Below are 17,439 nucleotides of genomic sequence, written 5' to 3' on the forward strand. Positions count from 1 at the left end.
TCAATTTATAACTTTAATTTGATTTCACGGCACATAAATTACGGTTATGAAAGACAAACAGGGACTTCCGCTCATTGTCTCCTTGTGTTCTTACATGGCATGGGGCTAAAAAAGGCCCTGCCCGCTACTAGCCATGGGCGGATGCTCCCTCCCGCCTAAAAGAGATGGTTGTGTTTTCGGTCGGTCTTTCCATTCAAATGATAAAAATGTTGTCAAAAAGTTGTTTCTTTTCTGTAACGAATTGTCCATACTTATATTCGTTATTTACGATGTTAATAGGGTAAAATGTAAATAGAAACGATGCATCTTTTCTTTTCAACAAAAAACGATAAAAAATTTCAATTTCCCTAACTTTTTCAAAAAAGTTAGCAGGAGTTCTTAAGCCGTTGTCGAAATTGTATACATAGGCTTGAAAGGAGGAATTCATCTATGAAATTCAACATTCGTGGTGAAAATATTGAAGTAACTCCAGCATTAAAGGAATATGTAGAGAAAAAACTTAGCAAATTAGAGCGTTATTTTGATACATTTCCAGAGATTAAAGTTAATTTAAAAGTATACTCTGACAAGCAACGTATCGAGGTAACAATTCCATTTACAGATTTATTACTTCGTGCAGAAGAAACTCATAGCGATATGTACGCTGCAATTGATTTAGTGGTTGATAAAGTTGAGCGACAAATTCGTAAACATAAAACAAAAGTAAATCGTAAATTACGTGAAAAAGGCTCTCCGAAAACTGCATTTATCCTTACAGAGCCAGCGGTAACGTTGGAAGAAGTGAAAGAGGATGAATTAGAGCTTGTACGTACAAAACGATTTGATTTAAAACCAATGGATGTTGAAGAAGCCATCTTACAAATGGCTATGTTAGGTCATAACTTCTTCGTCTTCACAAATGCGGATACAAATGAAACTAATGTTGTCTATGGCCGCAAAGATGGAAAATATGGATTAATTGAAACAAAATAATAAGTAAAGAACGCAGCTGTAAAAGGCTGCGTTTTTTTATTGTGTATAAAATGTTTTACGTGTAGACCGATGAAACATATGAAAGTCTTTGAGTTTTCACTCTATTATTTTTGGGAAGACATACCGCTGTCTCATAATGGAACAGGAAACAAAGAAGTTTAGTAAAGGATGAGATCGCTATAAAACGCCTATTAATCAAAATTTCAGCTAATTTAGGCTATGCGTTTGGCCAGTTGTTGTCATAGCTATAAAACAAGTGTTACAATTATCATTAGGTTTATACTTTTTTTGTTTTTTTAATTAGGAGAGAAAATGCTAGAAAATAAATTTGCGTTTTATAACGACTGATTAGTGAGCAGAAATATAGAGCACGATCGGAAGTTTTATTTTAATAAAAGAGGAGCGTATTTCCTATGATCGGTATTTTAAAAAAGGTGTTTGATGTAAACCAGCGCCAAATTAAACGTATGCAGAAAAATGTGGATCAAATAGAAGGGTTTGAATCATCGATTCAATCGTTAACTGACGAACAATTAAAAGGGAAAACAATTGAATTTAAAGAGCGTCTTACGAAAGGCGAGACAGTAGACGATTTATTACCAGAAGCTTTTGCGGTTGTTCGTGAAGCAGCGACACGCGTTCTTGGTATGCGCCCTTATCCTGTGCAATTAATGGGTGGTATTGCCTTACATGAAGGGAATATCTCTGAGATGAAAACAGGGGAAGGTAAAACATTAACTTCTACTTTACCGGTTTATTTGAATGCTTTAACAGGTAAAGGTGTTCATGTTGTTACAGTCAATGAATATTTAGCGCAACGTGACGCAGGGGAAATGGGACAACTACATGAGTTCCTTGGCTTAACAGTAGGAATTAACTTGAATAGCATGTCACGTGAAGAAAAGCAAGCTGCTTACGCTGCTGATATCACATATAGTACAAACAACGAGCTTGGTTTTGACTATTTGCGTGATAACATGGTGCTATATAAAGAGCAACGTGTTCAGCGTCCGCTTCATTTCGCAATCATTGATGAAGTCGATTCCATTTTAGTTGATGAAGCGCGTACGCCGCTTATCATTTCTGGACAAGCACAAAAATCAACAGAACTATATATCTTTGCAAATGCATTTATTCGTACGTTAGAAAATGAAAAAGATTACTCATTTGACGTGAAAACGAAAAATGTCATGTTAACAGAAGACGGGATTACGAGAGCAGAGAAAGCTTTCCATATTGAAAACTTATTTGATTTAAAACACGTTGCACTTCTTCACCATATTAATCAGGCGCTTCGTGCACACGTTGTAATGCACCGCGATACAGATTATGTTGTACAAGAAGGCGAAATTGTAATTGTAGACCAATTCACTGGTCGTCTTATGAAGGGCCGCCGCTATAGTGAAGGTTTACACCAAGCGATTGAAGCAAAAGAAGGCGTAGAAATTCAAAATGAAAGTATGACATTAGCAACCATTACATTCCAAAACTACTTCCGTATGTACGAAAAGTTATCAGGTATGACTGGTACAGCGAAAACGGAAGAAGAGGAATTCCGTAACATTTATAATATGAATGTTATCGTGATACCAACAAACAGACCAATTGTTCGTGATGACCGTGCGGATTTAATTTTCAAAACGATGGAAGGAAAATTCAATGCGGTTGTTGAGGATATTGTAAAACGCCATAAGCAAGGGCAACCAGTTCTTGTTGGTACAGTTGCAATTGAAACATCTGAACTTATTTCAAACATGTTAACACGTAAAGGTGTACGTCATAACGTCTTGAATGCGAAAAACCATGCACGTGAAGCGGATATTATTACAGAAGCAGGACTTAAAGGCTCTGTAACGATTGCGACAAACATGGCTGGTCGTGGTACGGATATTAAACTAGGCGAAGGTGTAAAAGAAGCTGGTGGCCTAGCGGTTATCGGTACAGAACGTCATGAAAGTCGTCGTATTGATAATCAGTTACGTGGTCGTTCTGGTCGTCAAGGAGACCCTGGTGTGACGCAGTTCTACTTATCAATGGAAGATGAATTAATGCGCCGATTCGGTGCAGATAATATGAAAGCGATGATGGATCGCCTTGGTATGGATGATTCACAGCCAATCGAAAGTAAAATGGTATCTCGTGCTGTAGAATCTGCGCAAAAACGCGTAGAAGGAAACAACTACGATGCACGTAAACAGCTCTTGCAGTATGACGATGTACTTCGCCAACAACGTGAAGTAATTTATAAGCAACGTCAAGAAGTAATGGAATCTGAAAACTTACGAGGCATTATCGAAGGTATGATGAAATCTACTGTAGAACGTGCTGTTGCCCTTCATACGCAAGAGGAAATTGAAGAGGATTGGAACATTAAAGGTCTGATTGACTACTTAAATACAAACCTTCTTGAGGAAGGTGATGTTAAGGAAGAAGAAATACGCCGCCTTGCACCAGAAGAAATGAGCGAGCCAATCATTGCAAAATTAATAGAGCGTTATGATGAAAAAGAAAAACTTCTACCAGAAGAACAAATGCGTGAATTTGAAAAGGTTGTTGTATTCCGCGTTGTAGATACGAAATGGATGGATCATATCGATGCGATGGATCATCTTCGTGAAGGTATTCATTTACGTGCTTACGGTCAAATTGACCCGCTTCGTGAATACCAAATGGAAGGATTCGCAATGTTTGAATCCATGATCGCTTCCATTGAAGAAGAGGTTTCTCGTTACATTATGAAAGCAGAAATTGAACAAAACTTAGAGCGCCAAGAAGTAGCTCAAGGTGAAGCAGTTCATCCGAAAGATGACGGTGAAGAAGTGAAAAAGAAACCAGTCGTAAAAGGTGAACAAGAAGGACGTAACAACCTATGCAAATGTGGCAGTGGTAAGAAATATAAAAACTGCTGTGGTATTGGGAAATAAGGAAAAGTGGCGCCGACTGTTCAGCACCGTTGGCTAAGGTTCTTCCGCACAGAAAGTGATTTGTACTTTCTTGTGCGGAAGCGGCTCGTTCAGAATGTGAGGAGGATGGAGCTCCTAACAGAGAGGCGTAGTTTGCCTCGCAGGAAGGCGCTCAAAATCGACCTTACACGAAATTTTATTTTCAAAATGGAAAAGTTTTAAAAGTATCCATATAATAAAAAGGGACAAACTCTCTCTGTAATAAGCGGAGGGAGTTTCCCTTGTTTTATATAAAAGCGATAGCAATTACATAGAGGTGAAGAGCATGGAACTAGTAGAAATTAGGCAAGAATTAGAGAAAATGGCTAAGAGATTAGCGGCTTTTAGGGGGTCTCTTTGACCTTCCTACAAAGGAAAAACGCATTGCAGAATTAGAAGAAACAATGATGGGTGCAGGCTTTTGGGATGATCAACAAGGCGCACAAACTGTAATTAATGAAGCGAATGCGTTAAAAGAAATGGTTGGGAAATTTCGTCAGTTAGATGAAACATTCGAAAATCTAGAAGTGACACATGAACTTTTAAAAGAAGAATATGATGAAGATTTACATGAGGAATTAGAATCTGAAGTGAAATCTTTAGTTCGAGAAATGAATGAGTACGAGCTTCAGCTATTATTAAGCGATCCTTATGATAAAAATAATGCGATTTTAGAACTACATCCAGGTGCTGGTGGAACAGAATCACAAGACTGGGGTTCTATGCTATTACGTATGTATACACGCTGGGCTGAAAAACGCGGATTTAAAGTAGATACAGTCGATTATTTACCAGGCGATGAAGCAGGAATCAAAAGCGTAACATTGTTAATTAAAGGTCATAACGCTTACGGTTACTTGAAAGCAGAGAAAGGTGTACATCGTCTTGTACGTATTTCACCGTTTGACTCTTCAGGCCGTCGTCATACATCGTTCGTATCTTGTGAAGTTGTACCTGAATTTAATGATGATATCGAGATTGAAGTGCGTACGGAAGATTTAAAAATAGATACGTACCGTGCAAGTGGTGCGGGTGGACAGCACGTTAATACGACGGATTCAGCGGTTCGTATTACACATACGCCAACGAATACGGTTGTAACATGTCAATCCGAGCGTTCGCAAATTAAAAACCGTGAACATGCGATGAAAATGTTAAAGGCGAAATTATATCAAAAGAAATTAGAAGAACAGCAAGCACAGTTAAATGAAATTCGTGGTGAACAAAAAGAAATTGGCTGGGGTAGCCAAATTCGTTCTTACGTATTCCACCCATACTCTCTAGTGAAAGACCACCGTACAAATACGGAAGTTGGTAATGTACAAGCGGTTATGGATGGAGAAATTGATCCGTTTATTGATGCATATTTACGCTCTCGTATTTCTTAAGAAAAAAGCCAACGGACTGTTGGCCTATCGTTGAGGAGATAGCGGGGAATAATGAGGTACATCTTGTCTGTATTGATAAGAGAAGGAGGAAGAGGAGTTGGGTGACAACTTCTCTTTTTGATGAGCTTGGTTTTATGATACAAGGTCGTATATTGTTTTGTAAAAAGTGAAAAATATTAAGAAGCAAGCTATAAATGATAAGGAAGCCGTATAGAATTTTTCCTTTTTTGTTTTGCAAAAACAGTATCTTTATAGTAATTTATATTTGTTCACAGAATTGAAACAATTGGTGAAAGCTTTATATGAGTAGGGTTCTCATCCCTTTTGTAAAAAATATCCTATGAAGGTTGGTTTTTCTATAAGGGGATAATTATTATAATGGCAAGTGAGAGCTATGTGAGAGTATGGCTATATCAATAATAAGAAGGATATCAACAATGGGGGGCGATAAAAGTGAAAAAGAAATTGTTGGCTATTGTATTAGGAACATCATTAGCTTTTACTATAGGAGCATGTGGAAAGAAAGAAGAAAATAAATCTTCTAATCAATCTGCAAGTACAGATAGTGCAGAGCAAATTTTCAAAAAAAGTTGTGCAGGTTGTCATGCTAGCGACTTATCTGGTGCAACTGGACCTGATTTACGAAAAGTAGGCGGTAAATACGACGCGGCGGAGATTGAGAATATTATCCAAAAAGGGCGCGGGGCAATGTCACCAGGAATTATTCAAGGTGAAGATGCAAAAAAAGTATCAGAATGGTTAGCAGAACATAAGTAAGAAAAGCGGAAGTGGCTTGTTTAAAATCGTAGGACGTTGGAACCCCCGACAGAGAGGCATTTTTTGTCTCGTCCGAGGGAGTGAAACGGCCGGAGATTTTAGCCACTGCAGCTAGACAAAAGAAAAGCGGAAGTGGCTTGTTCAGAATAGAAGGAAGAAGCAAAGACACTGAGCATTCTAGCCGCTAAAGCTAGAACGTAAAAAAAGTGGAGCTGACTGTTTAGCAGTGTTGGCTAAGGGGCTTTTTTGTGTGGAAGGTTTTTAGACATGATGGGCTAAACAGTCAGTTTTTTGGGTTGTTTTATAAAAAGCTAGACTTATAAGATGATTCATAAAATGATTCATAAAATGATATAGACTTGTTTATGATATATATGTATCCATTTTGATTTTAAAATATATAAACTGCTACTATGAAGAACAAAAGGTGACCTGTACTCGTTTTCTCTCTTTGTTTTAACTTGGCATGGGGTAGGAAAAGGATCTGACTGCTTCTTTTATGTTTGTTTTTTCAATTTGTACTTATATAGTTAGGAATTAACCTTTTATCGAGGAAAGGGAGCTTTGAATAACTGCTTTTTCTTGTTTCTTTTTGTGCTGTAACATAACTGTAACAAAATTGTATCCGAATTGGAAACCGAATGATGTTACAATGTAGTTTGTAGAATTTTGCTGAAACATGTACATAAGCAACAGTGATAGACTGAAAATGCTGTTACTGTTATTTGAAACAACAGAAATACTTCAATAGGTTTGTAGTACAGCAGAGTGTAAGTAAGAGTGGGAGCTTTTGCTTTCATGTTCAGATAGACAGAAAAAGTATGTCGAAAAAAATCATTAAGTATTGGGTGATAAATAATGATAAAAATGACGAATGTTTATAAGGAGTATCCAAATGGTATGAAAGCCATCGATGGACTCACAGTTAGCATTAAGCAAGGTGAATTTTTATACGTAGTTGGACCGAGTGGAGCCGGAAAATCTACATTTATTAAGATGATGTATCGTGAAGAAAAACCAACAACAGGATCTATCAATGTGAATGGACTTGTAATTGAAACGTTAGCAGAGCGAGATGTACCATATTTTCGCCGTCAGCTAGGCGTAATTTTCCAAGACTTTAAATTGCTACCTAAATTAACGGTATATGAGAATGTAGCGTTTGCTTTAGAAGTAATTGAAGAAGAGCCTGATGCAATTCGTGAGCGTGTTACTGAAGTACTGGGTCTTGTAAGCCTTGAAGATCGTGCGGACGCACTTCCAACTGAACTTTCAGGTGGAGAACAACAGCGTGTGGCGATTGCAAGGGCGATTGTAAATAAGCCCAAAGTTGTGATTGCCGATGAGCCGACAGGAAACTTAGATATTGATACAGCACTTGATATTATGAGTATCTTTAAACGTATTAATGAACGCGGTACAACAATTGTTATGGCAACGCATAATGCAGATATCGTAAATACAATTCGTCATCGCGTAATTGCGATTGAAGGCGGAAAAATTGTTCGAGATGAGATTGAGGGAGGATACGGATATGAAGACTAAAACCCTTAGTCGGCATTTACGAGAAGGTGTAAAAAATCTATCCCGTAACGGATGGATGACGTTTGCTTCTGTCAGTGCAGTAACAGTTACATTATTACTTGTAGGTGTCTTTTTAACAGCGATTATGAATATGAACCACTTTGCAACGAAAGTGGAGCAAGATGTAGAAATTCGTATACACATTGATCCAGCGGCGAAAGAAGCGGATCAAAAGAAATTGGAAAAAGATCTTAGCAAAATTGCAAAAGTAGATTCTGTTAAATATTCTTCTAAAGAAGAAGAGTTAAAACGTTTGATTAAAAGCTTAGGTGACAGCGGAAAAACGTTTGAGTTATTTGAGCAAGATAATCCACTTAAAAACGTATTTATTGTAAAGGCGAAAGAACCAACAGATACAGCTACAATTGCGAAAAAAGTTGAAAAAATGCAGTTTGTAAGTACAGTCCAATATGGTAAAGGCCAAGTTGAAAAATTATTTGATACAGTGAACACAGGCCGTAATATTGGGATTTTGTTAATTGCTGGTCTATTATTCACAGCAATGTTCTTAATCTCTAATACAATCAAAATTACAATTTATGCACGAAGCACGGAGATTGAAATTATGAAACTTGTAGGTGCGACAAACTGGTTTATCCGTTGGCCGTTCTTATTAGAAGGTTTATTCTTAGGTGTACTTGGTTCAATTCTCCCAATTGTTGTAATTTTATCTACTTATAATTCGCTTCAAGGTATGTTTAACCAGAAGCTTGGAGGAACGATTTTTGAACTTCTTCCATATAGTCCGTTTGTATTCCAACTTTCCGGTTTATTAGTGTTAATTGGTGCATTAATCGGTATGTGGGGAAGCGTAATGTCAATTCGTCGCTTCTTAAAAGTATAAAAAGTTGCAAACATAATTCGTACAAGCTTATCATATAGTAGAAATAGGTAAAGGCATCACACAATGTGTGATGCCTTTTGCTACACCACCTGTGTGTTCTGGAAAGGGGAATTCCGCATTGAAACGTAGAGTTGCGATTATTGGAATGATTGTTGCATTTTTAATTGGTGCTGGCGGAATGTTTGCAGGTATGTATATGTTTGGAATCAATCCATCATATATGGCGCAAACAATTACAGGCGATAGTGCCGGCACGAAACAAGGGGATTTAGCTAAAATTAATGAGGCGTATGCACTGATTGATTCGCGTTATGTGGAAGACGTGAAGGATGAAAAGCTTGTTGAGGGTGCGATACAGGGTATGTTGTCGACGCTGAAGGACCCTTATTCCACGTATATGGATAAGGAAACAGCGAAGCAATTTACAGAGTCGCTTGATCCGGAGCTTGAAGGTATTGGTGCTGAGGTGAACAAAACGGATGGAAAACTGATCATTGTCTCTCCGATTAAAGGGTCACCAGCAGAAAAAGCAGGCATTAAGCCAAATGATCAAATTTTATCAGTAAATGGAAACAGTGTAAAAGATTTATCACGTGAAGAAGCGGTCTTAAAGATTCGTGGTAAACAAGGAACGGACGTTACGCTTGAGATAAAACGTTCAGGAGTAGCAGATCCACTAGAATTTAAAATTAAACGTGAAAAAATTCCGATTTTTACTGTGTTTAGTTCTGTAAAGAAAGAGAAGGAGAAAAATATTGGTTATATCCAAATTACATCTTTCTCTGAAAATACAGCGAAAGAATTTAAAGATCAATTAAAAGAACTTGAAAAGAAAGATATAAAAGGCCTTGTCATTGATGTACGTGGTAATCCAGGAGGTTACTTAAATAGCGTACAAGATATTTTAGGATTAATTATGACGGACAAAAAGCCAATGATGCAAGTTGAACAACGAAATGGTGAGAAAAAGAAATTCTCAACTGCATTAAAAGAGAGAAAATCATATCCAATTTCAGTATTAATTGATAAAGGAAGTGCATCGGCTTCAGAAATTTTAGCAGGTGCATTAAAAGAAGGCGAAGGATATGATTTAGTTGGTGAAAAAACATTTGGAAAAGGTACTGTTCAGCAAGCTGTTCCGTTTAAAGATGGCAGCAATATTAAACTGACAATGTTTAAATGGCTTACACCAGATGGCAATTGGGTTCATAAAAAAGGAATTGCCCCAACGGTGGAAGTGAAACAGCCAGATTATTATCATGCAACGCCAATTCAAATTGAGAAAACACTTTCTTATAATTCAAATGATGTACAAGTGAAGCATGCGCAAGAAATGCTGAAAAGTTTAGGATATGTACCTGGACGTGAGGATGGATACTTTAGTAAGGAAACAGAGTCGGCTTTAAAAGCATTCCAAAATGCAAATGAAATGGAAATGACAGGTCAGCTTGATAAAAAGACAGCTGAAGCGATTCAAAATAAAATCATTGAAAAGATTCGCTCTGGTGAAAATGATCTGCAATTGCAGGCAGCATTAAAATTAATGGCGAAATAAGGAAAAATACAGGCATATTATTGAAGGCACTGAAAAAGTGTTTGCTTTGAAAAAATAACACGAATTTTATCAATATGTTGAAAAGAAAAAAGAGTCCATTACCTGTATATAGTAGGTGATGAACTCCTTTTTCTTATGAAGTGGACTTTTTCAGTGGCCTAATATTATTGCCTGTATTTTTTTGTATGTGTTTATCCCGCTACTTATGAACGGTAACACTTCTATCTCAAAATTTAGAAAAAGAAAAGAAGGTAGATGGGGGATGGAGAAAACTCCACTGATTAAAGTTTCACTTTATGATAAGATAAAAAGAAAGAATAAATGGTGGTGAAGCGATTCGTGGAGGCGTGGTCTTTTGAGATAATGCGAGCAGTTGGGCGTTTTTTCTTACACCCTGCTGTCTATGTATTTTTGATAAGTAGCATTTTTGCTGGATACTTACGTATATTACGAGAACGAAAAGATTTTTCTTTTAAAGTATATGATATTTGGTTTGAACTACGAACATCCTTATTTTCAGGAGTTGGATATGGATTCGTTGTATCCATCATAACAGTTGGAGCCGGACTAGTTATGTCGCAAGCAAGTATATGGATGATTTTAATTTGGACACTAGTATTTGGACTAGCTGCTCAATATAGATATTTATCTCCTGCTTACACATTTGGCGTGGCGATTGTAGCAGCTTTATTATCTTCTAAACTTCCAATCTCTTTCTTACAGCTTGGAGAAGGAGAAGAGAGTACCATTGCATCACTTGCCATTTTAATTGGCTTGATGTTAGTAGTAGAAGGATTATTAATTTCGAAAAATGCGGTGCGGCATTCAACGCCTAAGATGCGTAAAGGAAAGCGCGGTTTAAATATTGGACTACATGAATCAAAGCGTTTATGGCTCGTTCCGATTTTTATTCTTGTGCCGGGAGATGCTGTTACACAATTTGTTTCGTGGTGGCCGGTCATTTCTGTTGGTTCACAAACGTATTCCTTATTCCTTGTACCGTTTTTAATTGGCTTTATGCGAACAATTAGAAGTGAGGAACCGACAGAAGCATTATTATTTACAGGAAGACGTATATTTGGTTTAGCGACCCTTGTTCTTGTTTTAGGGGTGGTCAGTTATTGGTGGCCTGTTGTAGCTATTCTTGCGATGGGAGTCGCGATGCTTGGTCGCTTTACTATTGCGATGCGGGAACGTATAGCTGATGAAACGCGCCCAGCATATTTTGCAGCGCGCGATGATGGATTAGTTGTATTAGGTATAATTCCGAATACAGTCGGTGTAGAAATGAATCTGAAGCCCGGAGAGGTTATTACGAAGGTAAACGGTGTAATTCCTAAAAGTGCAGAAGAGTTTTATGATGCGCTTCAGTCCAAGACGACAGGGGCATTTTGTAAGTTAGAAGTACTTGATACAAAAGGCGAGCTCCGCCTTGCTCAAACGGCACTATATGCAGATGGACATCATGAATTGGGAATTGTGTTTGTAGAACAGAATCATAAGTGGGATACGGAAGCAGTGTAATTTAAAAGACCTTGTATATGTAATTTTAACAGAATTAGCGTACCATATAGGTAGGTAAGAAAAAGATACATATATAGGAGGCTGTAAAAAATGATCGTAACAACAACTTCTGTTATTCAAGGGAAAGAAATTATCGAGTACATTGATATCGTAAACGGTGAAGCGATTATGGGTGCAAATATCGTCCGCGACTTATTTGCTTCTGTTCGTGACATTGTCGGTGGCCGTTCTGGTGCATATGAAAGTAAATTAAAAGAAGCACGTGATATTGCGATGGAAGAGATGAAATCTTTTGCGAAGCAAAAAGGTGCAAACGCGATTGTTGGCATTGACGTAGACTATGAGGTAGTTCGTGAAGGGATGTTAATGGTTGCGGTAAGTGGTACAGCTGTCCGTGTGTAACATATAAAGAAAAAAGCCGTGCTCAGTACACGGCTTTTTGTATGCCTGTTATGTTGTATATTGTAGAAGCGACGATATATTTGCAGTCGAATCACTGATATTTCTTGGGAAATTTCAGGATCCTCGTCGAGATATCGGGAAGACATTAGAGTGCGTCCTTATAATTCCTGATTTTCTCCAATAACTGCTCATATTCTTGTTCAAGAATTGTAACATCATCATGTCGATCAGGCATCGAAATCGGGCTGATGATTTCTGTTAATTTTGTTTGCAATCGCAACAGTTCTTGCTCGGTAGTGTTTACAGAAGTTTGTTCTGTTCGATTCATATATTGATCATAGTTTCCATGGAAGAGTCGTGGTTCAGTCTCATCTATGTGTAAGATATAATCTGCAACCGAACGAATAAATGCACGGTCATGGCTAATGAAAAGGACGGTGCCAGGATATTCTTGTAACATGTTTTCTAGTTCTTCCTGAGTTGTTACATCTAAATAATTCGTCGGTTCATCGAGCAGAAGCATGTTATAGTTTCCTAAAAACACTTTCGCTAGTGCTACCTTTGTTCGCTCGCCGCCGCTCAGTGAGTTTGAAACGTTCGCAATGTGCCACTTTCCTTTTGCGAGGGAAGTGGCTGTTTCTAGTGTTTCTTCGCTAAACTGAGGAATGATGGTGATAGAACCGTGATGTGAGACAGTGCCTTCATCTGGCTCTATTTCTTTGCTTAAAATTTGTAATAGTGTAGATTTTCCGGCTCCATTGACTCCGACAATGCCGATGCGGTCATTTCCTTGAATTTCAAGCGATTGTACTGTAAATATAGTGCGGTCACCAAAGATTTTTTCAATATTACGTACGAATAAAATGGTCATAAAAAAACCTCCCTAGTTTCACTAGAGAGGATAGACGTCACCCATAGATGTAAAAAGTGTGTAGAAATAAGCGATGCACATATTTTTACACGATCGCGATAAAAGAAAGTATCGACAAATGGACAGACTCATCTTCTTCTAGTTTTCATCATTTTGTTTCACTATGCGTGATGGATGAATAAATAAGAGAATTAGAACTTCATTGGCCGGGTTACCTTCCTTTCATAATGTTATTTTTATTGTATGCGTATACGTATACAAAGAGATTTGTCAAACTAGTTTCTGGTTATTATTTCCGGAATTGTTCATTGTATAGTTTCGCCTTTACTAATGCTTCTTTATCGTTTGAAATTTCATCCGGTGCATTAGCATCACCGATAATGTAGCCTTCAAAAGAAGAACCGATAAAATCAAAGATGTATTGAAATTGTGCGATAAGTGGTAATGCCTTTAACTTTGGATTATCTCCTCCAACAATGACAACGTACATCTTTTTTTCTTTCATCTTTTCTTTAAAATGAAGGGATCTATCACGTAAACTTTGTGACCAGCGATCAACAAAGTTTTTCATATGTCCGCTCATCCCATACCAATATAGAGGTGTAGCGAAAATAATTGTATCGTGTTCTAGCATTTGCTCAATTAGGTTTTGGTAATCATCATCTACTGGTTGAAATCCTTCTGCTTCATGACGTTGGTCTGTAATAGGATGAACGGTATGATCCCGTAAATAAACTTGTTCTGCATCGATACCATCAATCATCATGTGTGTAAGGGCTTCTGTATTTCCATTTGAACGGGAGCTTCCGTGTATAACGAACATATGCAATCATTCCTTTTCCTTCGTTTTTTTTAGGAGTGAAACATGCTTCTGTAAATTCGCTTGAATATTGGAGAGCAGTGAAATTTGCTTTGTTACCTCAGCCAGCTTTTCTTCGTAAAGTGTAAGAATACTACTGCATGGATTTTCGTATAATTGTGGTTCAATTTCTAAGCAGCGCAGCATTCTTGCAGTTTCTTCTAAATTCAAGCCAAGCTGTAAGTACATCTGAATGAGTTCAACTTTTCTGGTGGCACTTGCCTCAAAATCACGATAGCCATTTGTAAGGCGTTTCGAAGGAAGCAACCCTTTTTCTTCATAATGCCTTAATGAACGTTCACTGACGCCAGTTCGCTTTGATAATTCTCCAATTCGCACTGCACTTCACTCCTTTCGTATATATTGTAAACCTTCACACCAATGTGAAGGTCAACTCTGTTTTTGTGCAAATGAATGAACGTGGTCTAAAAAGACTTGAATGGCTTTGGAAGGAATAAAGTATTTGCCACGAACGATAGAGAAAGGGCGGATGAGTTTTTCGTTTGGAACTTCGACATGGAAAAGTTCTTTTGCTTGTAGCTCTTTCCTTACGGTCCAGTCAGAAAGGATTGCAATGCCGAGCCCAGCAGCAACGGCTTCTTTTACACTTTGAATGCTGCTAAATGTAAAGAAACGCTTCATTTTTAAATGGTGCTGATGGATAAAACGATCGCTATAGGCGCGTGTTCCAGATCCCATCTCCCTGAGAATCCATACTTGATCTTGAAGTGAAGCTTCGTTAATTGCATGTGCACCCAGAAGAGGATGTTTTGGTGGAACGACTAGTTTCATTTCATCTTTCATAAAAGTCTCTACATCTATATCAGTGTATACGACTTGACCTTCTACTAAGCCAATATCGATTTGGTTGGAACGAATGCTTTGGAGAACTTCTTCTGTGTTGGAGATAAACGTGTGTACTTCCACACGCGGATTTTCATTGGCGTAGCGTGCTAATATTTTTGGGAGTAAATATTCACCAATTGTAAAACTTGCCCCGATGCGCAGTGTTCCTGTAACAACGTTATGTAGTTCGTTAATTTCTTGTTTTGCTTCTTCATAAAGAGATAGCATTTGCTTCGCATGTATGTATAAAATATTGCCAGCTTCCGTAACTTGGACATGTTTTGGAGAACGCTGAATGAGCGTAGTGCCAAATTCGTTTTCTAAATTGCGAATATGCATGCTGACGCCAGGCTGAGAGAGATTGAGCAATTCTGCCGCACGAGAGAAATGCTTTTGTTCTACGACGGTCACAAATATTTTTAAAATATCGACGTTCATGATGTTTGCTCCTTTGCTCTTTTGTTATTGATCTAGAGATTAGCTTCGGCTTTTCTATTGTCTAGCTCCGGCGGCTAAAATCTCCGGTCGTTTCGCCCCCTCGGACGAGGCGAAAAGTGCCTCTCTGTCGGGGGCTCCAACGCCCTGCGATTTTGAACAAGCCGCCTTCACTTTTTTAGTTTATCATAAGTTTTTCTGATGATTGAGATTGAATATTGATATTAAACTTATTATTGGAATGCTTTTATAATGGAAGTATAAGAAACATGCATGTTTTAATACGATTATTGGAGTGATCCAAAGTGGAACAAACACTTGTTATACAAAAGAAGAAGCGTCTCGGTTTTTCGCAGGGGATTGGGATTACATTGTTGATTGCGATTAGCGCGAAATATTTAGCAGAGCTTCCATTTTTAAATATTATGGGCCAATTAGTTATCGCTATTCTAATTGGAATGATTTGGAGAGCTACAATTGGTGTTCCAAGCGAAGCGATAGCGGGAACGAATTTTGCGAGTAAGAAGTTACTTCGCTTCGGAATTATTTTGCTAGGTATGCGATTAAATCTTGTTGATATTGCAAAGGCTGGGCCAAAGGTGCTAGTTATTGCAGCGATTGTCATTGCTTTTACACTTGTTGTTGTATACGCATTAACACGCGTTTTTAAAGTAGATAAGACACTTGGGATTTTAACAGCATGCGGGACGGCAATTTGCGGCGCGGCCGCGGTCGTGGCAATTGCGCCGCAAGTGAAGGCGAAGGACGATGAAACAGCGGTCGGTGCAGCAATTATTGCTATTTTAGGTACAATTTTCACGTTAATTTATACTTTATTATACCCAGTTCTTGGATTATCCCCGTATAGTTACGGTGTATTTTCTGGAGCGACGCTGCATGAGATTGCACATGTCATCGCTGCTGCGGCGCCAGGTGGAAGCGCGTCTGTTGATATTGCGGTTATTGTGAAATTAACGCGCGTTGCCATGCTTGTACCGGTAGCGATTTTAATTGGTTTATGGTTTAAGCGTAGTGAGAGAAATGAGCAAAAGGGTTCTTGGCGTGATATTCCGATTCCGTGGTTTATCTTAGGGTTCTTGGCAATGAGTGCATTTCATTCATTAGGTGTTATACCGGAAGTGGTAGCAGGATACATCGTAATCCTTGCTTATATGCTCATTGCGATGGCAATGGCGGGACTTGGTTTAAATGTAGAATTTACGACATTCCGTAAATTAGGAAGTAGAGCATTTGTCGCAGGGTTAGTGGGATCTGTTTGTCTTTCTGTTCTCGGGTATATTCTTGTATATGCGTTAGGTTTTATGTAAGGTAACAAAAGGAGGCATAATCGGTATGCCTCCTTTTCCTATTTCATGAATGCTTCCACATCACGGCGTAAAAGGGTAATCATAAAGGATAATTCCTTTTCCACTTCAGTAAATTGTTCTTCTTTCACAAGCTGGATAATTTTTTGTGTGCGTCTAAAGCGAAATGGGCGTACAACTTGTATGATAAGAGGTAAGGCTTCCTGTTCAAGTGTAGATAATGCTCGTTCTTTCATATAGGCTGATAAAAATTCATAAAAGCAGTCATCTTGTTCATCCCCCATAAGTTCATATGCTAAAAAAATAGCTTCTCCGACGAGATGGTTAATAAAAACTTCATCACCAGTGATATTGAAATCAATAAGGGATTGAAATGTATCGTTATGATCTAGCAAAATATTTCCCTCTATTTTGTAAAGATATCTTTACTTAAAACTGGAAAATATTTATAATAAAAGTAAAGATATCTTTACTTTTAAAGGTGGATCCTATGGGTGTAAAAAACAGAATTAAAGAACTAAGAAAGCAAAATCACATAACGCAAATTGAAATGGCAAAAGCAATGCAAGTGACAAGACAAACGATTGTGGCGATTGAAAATCATCATTACAATCCGAGCTTGGAATTGTCACTGAAGATTGCAAAGTATTTTGGGATGAAGGTGGAGGAAATATTTACGTTGGAGTAAGGGGGAAGAGAGCATGAGAGATGATAAACAATTGTACATAGTCACGATTTTAGGGCTATTTGCAGGAGACATCCTAATACGCATTATGGATTCTTCCATACCGATATTGCCGTTAGTGGTTAGTAATATTTTAGCAATCGTATTTTTGACTTTGTACGTTTATTACAAAAAGTGTAAATACAAAAAAGAAGAGCTTCCAGATGTAGATGAACGAGTGCAGGAGAATATAAAAAGATATTTAAATATCTCGTTTTTATTTTCGTTCATTCTTTTTATTACTTACATTTGTATGAGTAAAGCAATCGGGAGAGCTGTAATACCAATACCAGAAATATTTATTGTGTGTAGCTTCCTATTTACAGGTAGTTTAATCGTGACAACTATATTTGGAAAACGAGCATAAAGAGCGGATAGAGGTGGAATGAGG

The 17,439-nt window shown here is 37.9% G+C and carries 17 protein-coding genes; 12 read left to right on the top strand and 5 right to left on the bottom strand.

The genetic code is table 11. The annotated features are described in order from the left end of the window. The first annotated feature begins 429 nt into the window (after positions 1-429). From hpf to MHH45_RS18170, 9 genes are all read left to right on the top strand, one after another. Positions 430-972, top strand: a complete 543-nt coding sequence (gene hpf, locus MHH45_RS18130; RefSeq protein WP_016112539.1) for a ribosome hibernation-promoting factor, HPF/YfiA family — start codon at positions 430-432, stop codon at positions 970-972. Between the two features lie 413 nt (positions 973-1,385). Next, complete coding sequence (gene secA, locus MHH45_RS18135) at positions 1,386-3,896, top strand: preprotein translocase subunit SecA (protein WP_016112538.1); 2,511 nt, start codon at positions 1,386-1,388, stop codon at positions 3,894-3,896. Between the two features lie 304 nt (positions 3,897-4,200). Next, a protein-coding gene (gene prfB / locus MHH45_RS18140; RefSeq protein WP_097786915.1) for a peptide chain release factor 2 occupies positions 4,201-5,302 on the top strand; the annotation gives its coding sequence in 2 pieces (ribosomal slippage) (positions 4,201-4,272 and positions 4,274-5,302; 1,101 coding nt in all). A 453-nt stretch (positions 5,303-5,755) separates the two neighbouring features. Next, a complete protein-coding gene (gene cccB, locus MHH45_RS18145; RefSeq protein ID WP_016112536.1) occupies positions 5,756-6,079 on the top strand; it encodes a cytochrome c551 in 324 nt (107 codons plus the stop codon). Positions 6,080-6,937: 858 nt separating this feature from the next. After that, positions 6,938-7,624 (top strand): cell division ATP-binding protein FtsE, encoded by a 687-nt coding sequence (gene ftsE / locus MHH45_RS18150; RefSeq protein WP_077294635.1) that lies wholly within the window; start codon positions 6,938-6,940, stop codon positions 7,622-7,624. Further along, a complete protein-coding gene (gene ftsX / locus MHH45_RS18155; RefSeq protein ID WP_016112534.1) occupies positions 7,614-8,507 on the top strand; it encodes a permease-like cell division protein FtsX in 894 nt (297 codons plus the stop codon). Before ftsE ends, ftsX begins: the two co-directional genes overlap by 11 nt. A 118-nt stretch (positions 8,508-8,625) precedes the next feature. Further along, on the top strand, positions 8,626-10,062 hold the full coding sequence (locus MHH45_RS18160) for a S41 family peptidase (RefSeq protein WP_077294632.1): 1,437 nt from the start codon (positions 8,626-8,628) through the stop codon (positions 10,060-10,062). 321 nt (positions 10,063-10,383) lie between these two features. Further along, positions 10,384-11,586, top strand: a complete 1,203-nt coding sequence (locus MHH45_RS18165; protein WP_051124575.1) for a PDZ domain-containing protein — start codon at positions 10,384-10,386, stop codon at positions 11,584-11,586. A gap of 90 nt (positions 11,587-11,676) precedes the next feature. Further along, positions 11,677-11,988, top strand: coding sequence for a heavy metal-binding domain-containing protein (locus MHH45_RS18170; RefSeq protein ID WP_016112531.1), 312 nt, complete (start codon positions 11,677-11,679; stop codon positions 11,986-11,988). A gap of 145 nt (positions 11,989-12,133) precedes the next feature. Here the strand turns inward: MHH45_RS18170 and MHH45_RS18175 are convergent, their stop codons facing one another. From MHH45_RS18175 to MHH45_RS18190, 4 genes are all read right to left on the bottom strand, one after another. Then, on the bottom strand, positions 12,134-12,859 hold the full coding sequence (locus MHH45_RS18175) for an ATP-binding cassette domain-containing protein (RefSeq protein ID WP_016112530.1): 726 nt from the start codon (positions 12,857-12,859) through the stop codon (positions 12,134-12,136). A 289-nt stretch (positions 12,860-13,148) separates the two neighbouring features. Beyond that, positions 13,149-13,682, bottom strand: a complete 534-nt coding sequence (locus MHH45_RS18180; protein WP_016112529.1) for a flavodoxin family protein — start codon at positions 13,680-13,682, stop codon at positions 13,149-13,151. Positions 13,683-13,688: 6 nt separating this feature from the next. Beyond that, complete coding sequence (locus tag MHH45_RS18185) at positions 13,689-14,057, bottom strand: MerR family transcriptional regulator (RefSeq protein ID WP_016112528.1); 369 nt, start codon at positions 14,055-14,057, stop codon at positions 13,689-13,691. A 51-nt stretch (positions 14,058-14,108) separates the two neighbouring features. Next, entirely contained in the window at positions 14,109-15,002 is an 894-nt protein-coding gene (locus MHH45_RS18190; protein ID WP_003201848.1) for a LysR family transcriptional regulator, read from the bottom strand. Between the two features lie 302 nt (positions 15,003-15,304). On the opposite strand from MHH45_RS18190, the gene MHH45_RS18195 reads away from it, so the two are divergent. Further along, the gene (locus MHH45_RS18195; protein WP_016112527.1) at positions 15,305-16,327 is read left to right on the top strand and encodes a YeiH family protein; all 1,023 of its coding nucleotides are present in this window, start codon (positions 15,305-15,307) and stop codon (positions 16,325-16,327) included. 38 nt (positions 16,328-16,365) lie between these two features. On the opposite strand, the gene MHH45_RS18200 is transcribed toward MHH45_RS18195, so the two are convergent. After that, a complete protein-coding gene (locus MHH45_RS18200) occupies positions 16,366-16,719 on the bottom strand; it encodes a hypothetical protein (RefSeq protein WP_016112526.1) in 354 nt (117 codons plus the stop codon). 95 nt (positions 16,720-16,814) lie between these two features. Here MHH45_RS18200 and MHH45_RS18205 point away from each other — a divergent pair, with 95 nt between their 5' ends. Then, complete coding sequence (locus tag MHH45_RS18205; RefSeq protein WP_016112525.1) at positions 16,815-17,012, top strand: helix-turn-helix transcriptional regulator; 198 nt, start codon at positions 16,815-16,817, stop codon at positions 17,010-17,012. 13 nt (positions 17,013-17,025) lie between these two features. Further along, positions 17,026-17,415, top strand: a complete 390-nt coding sequence (locus MHH45_RS18210) for a hypothetical protein (protein ID WP_016112524.1) — start codon at positions 17,026-17,028, stop codon at positions 17,413-17,415. Positions 17,416-17,439 lie beyond the last annotated feature (24 nt).

Origin of the sequence: Bacillus sp. FSL K6-0042, from assembly GCF_038006685.1 — a bacterium.
Lineage (GTDB): Bacteria > Bacillota > Bacilli > Bacillales > Bacillaceae_G > Bacillus_A > Bacillus_A pseudomycoides.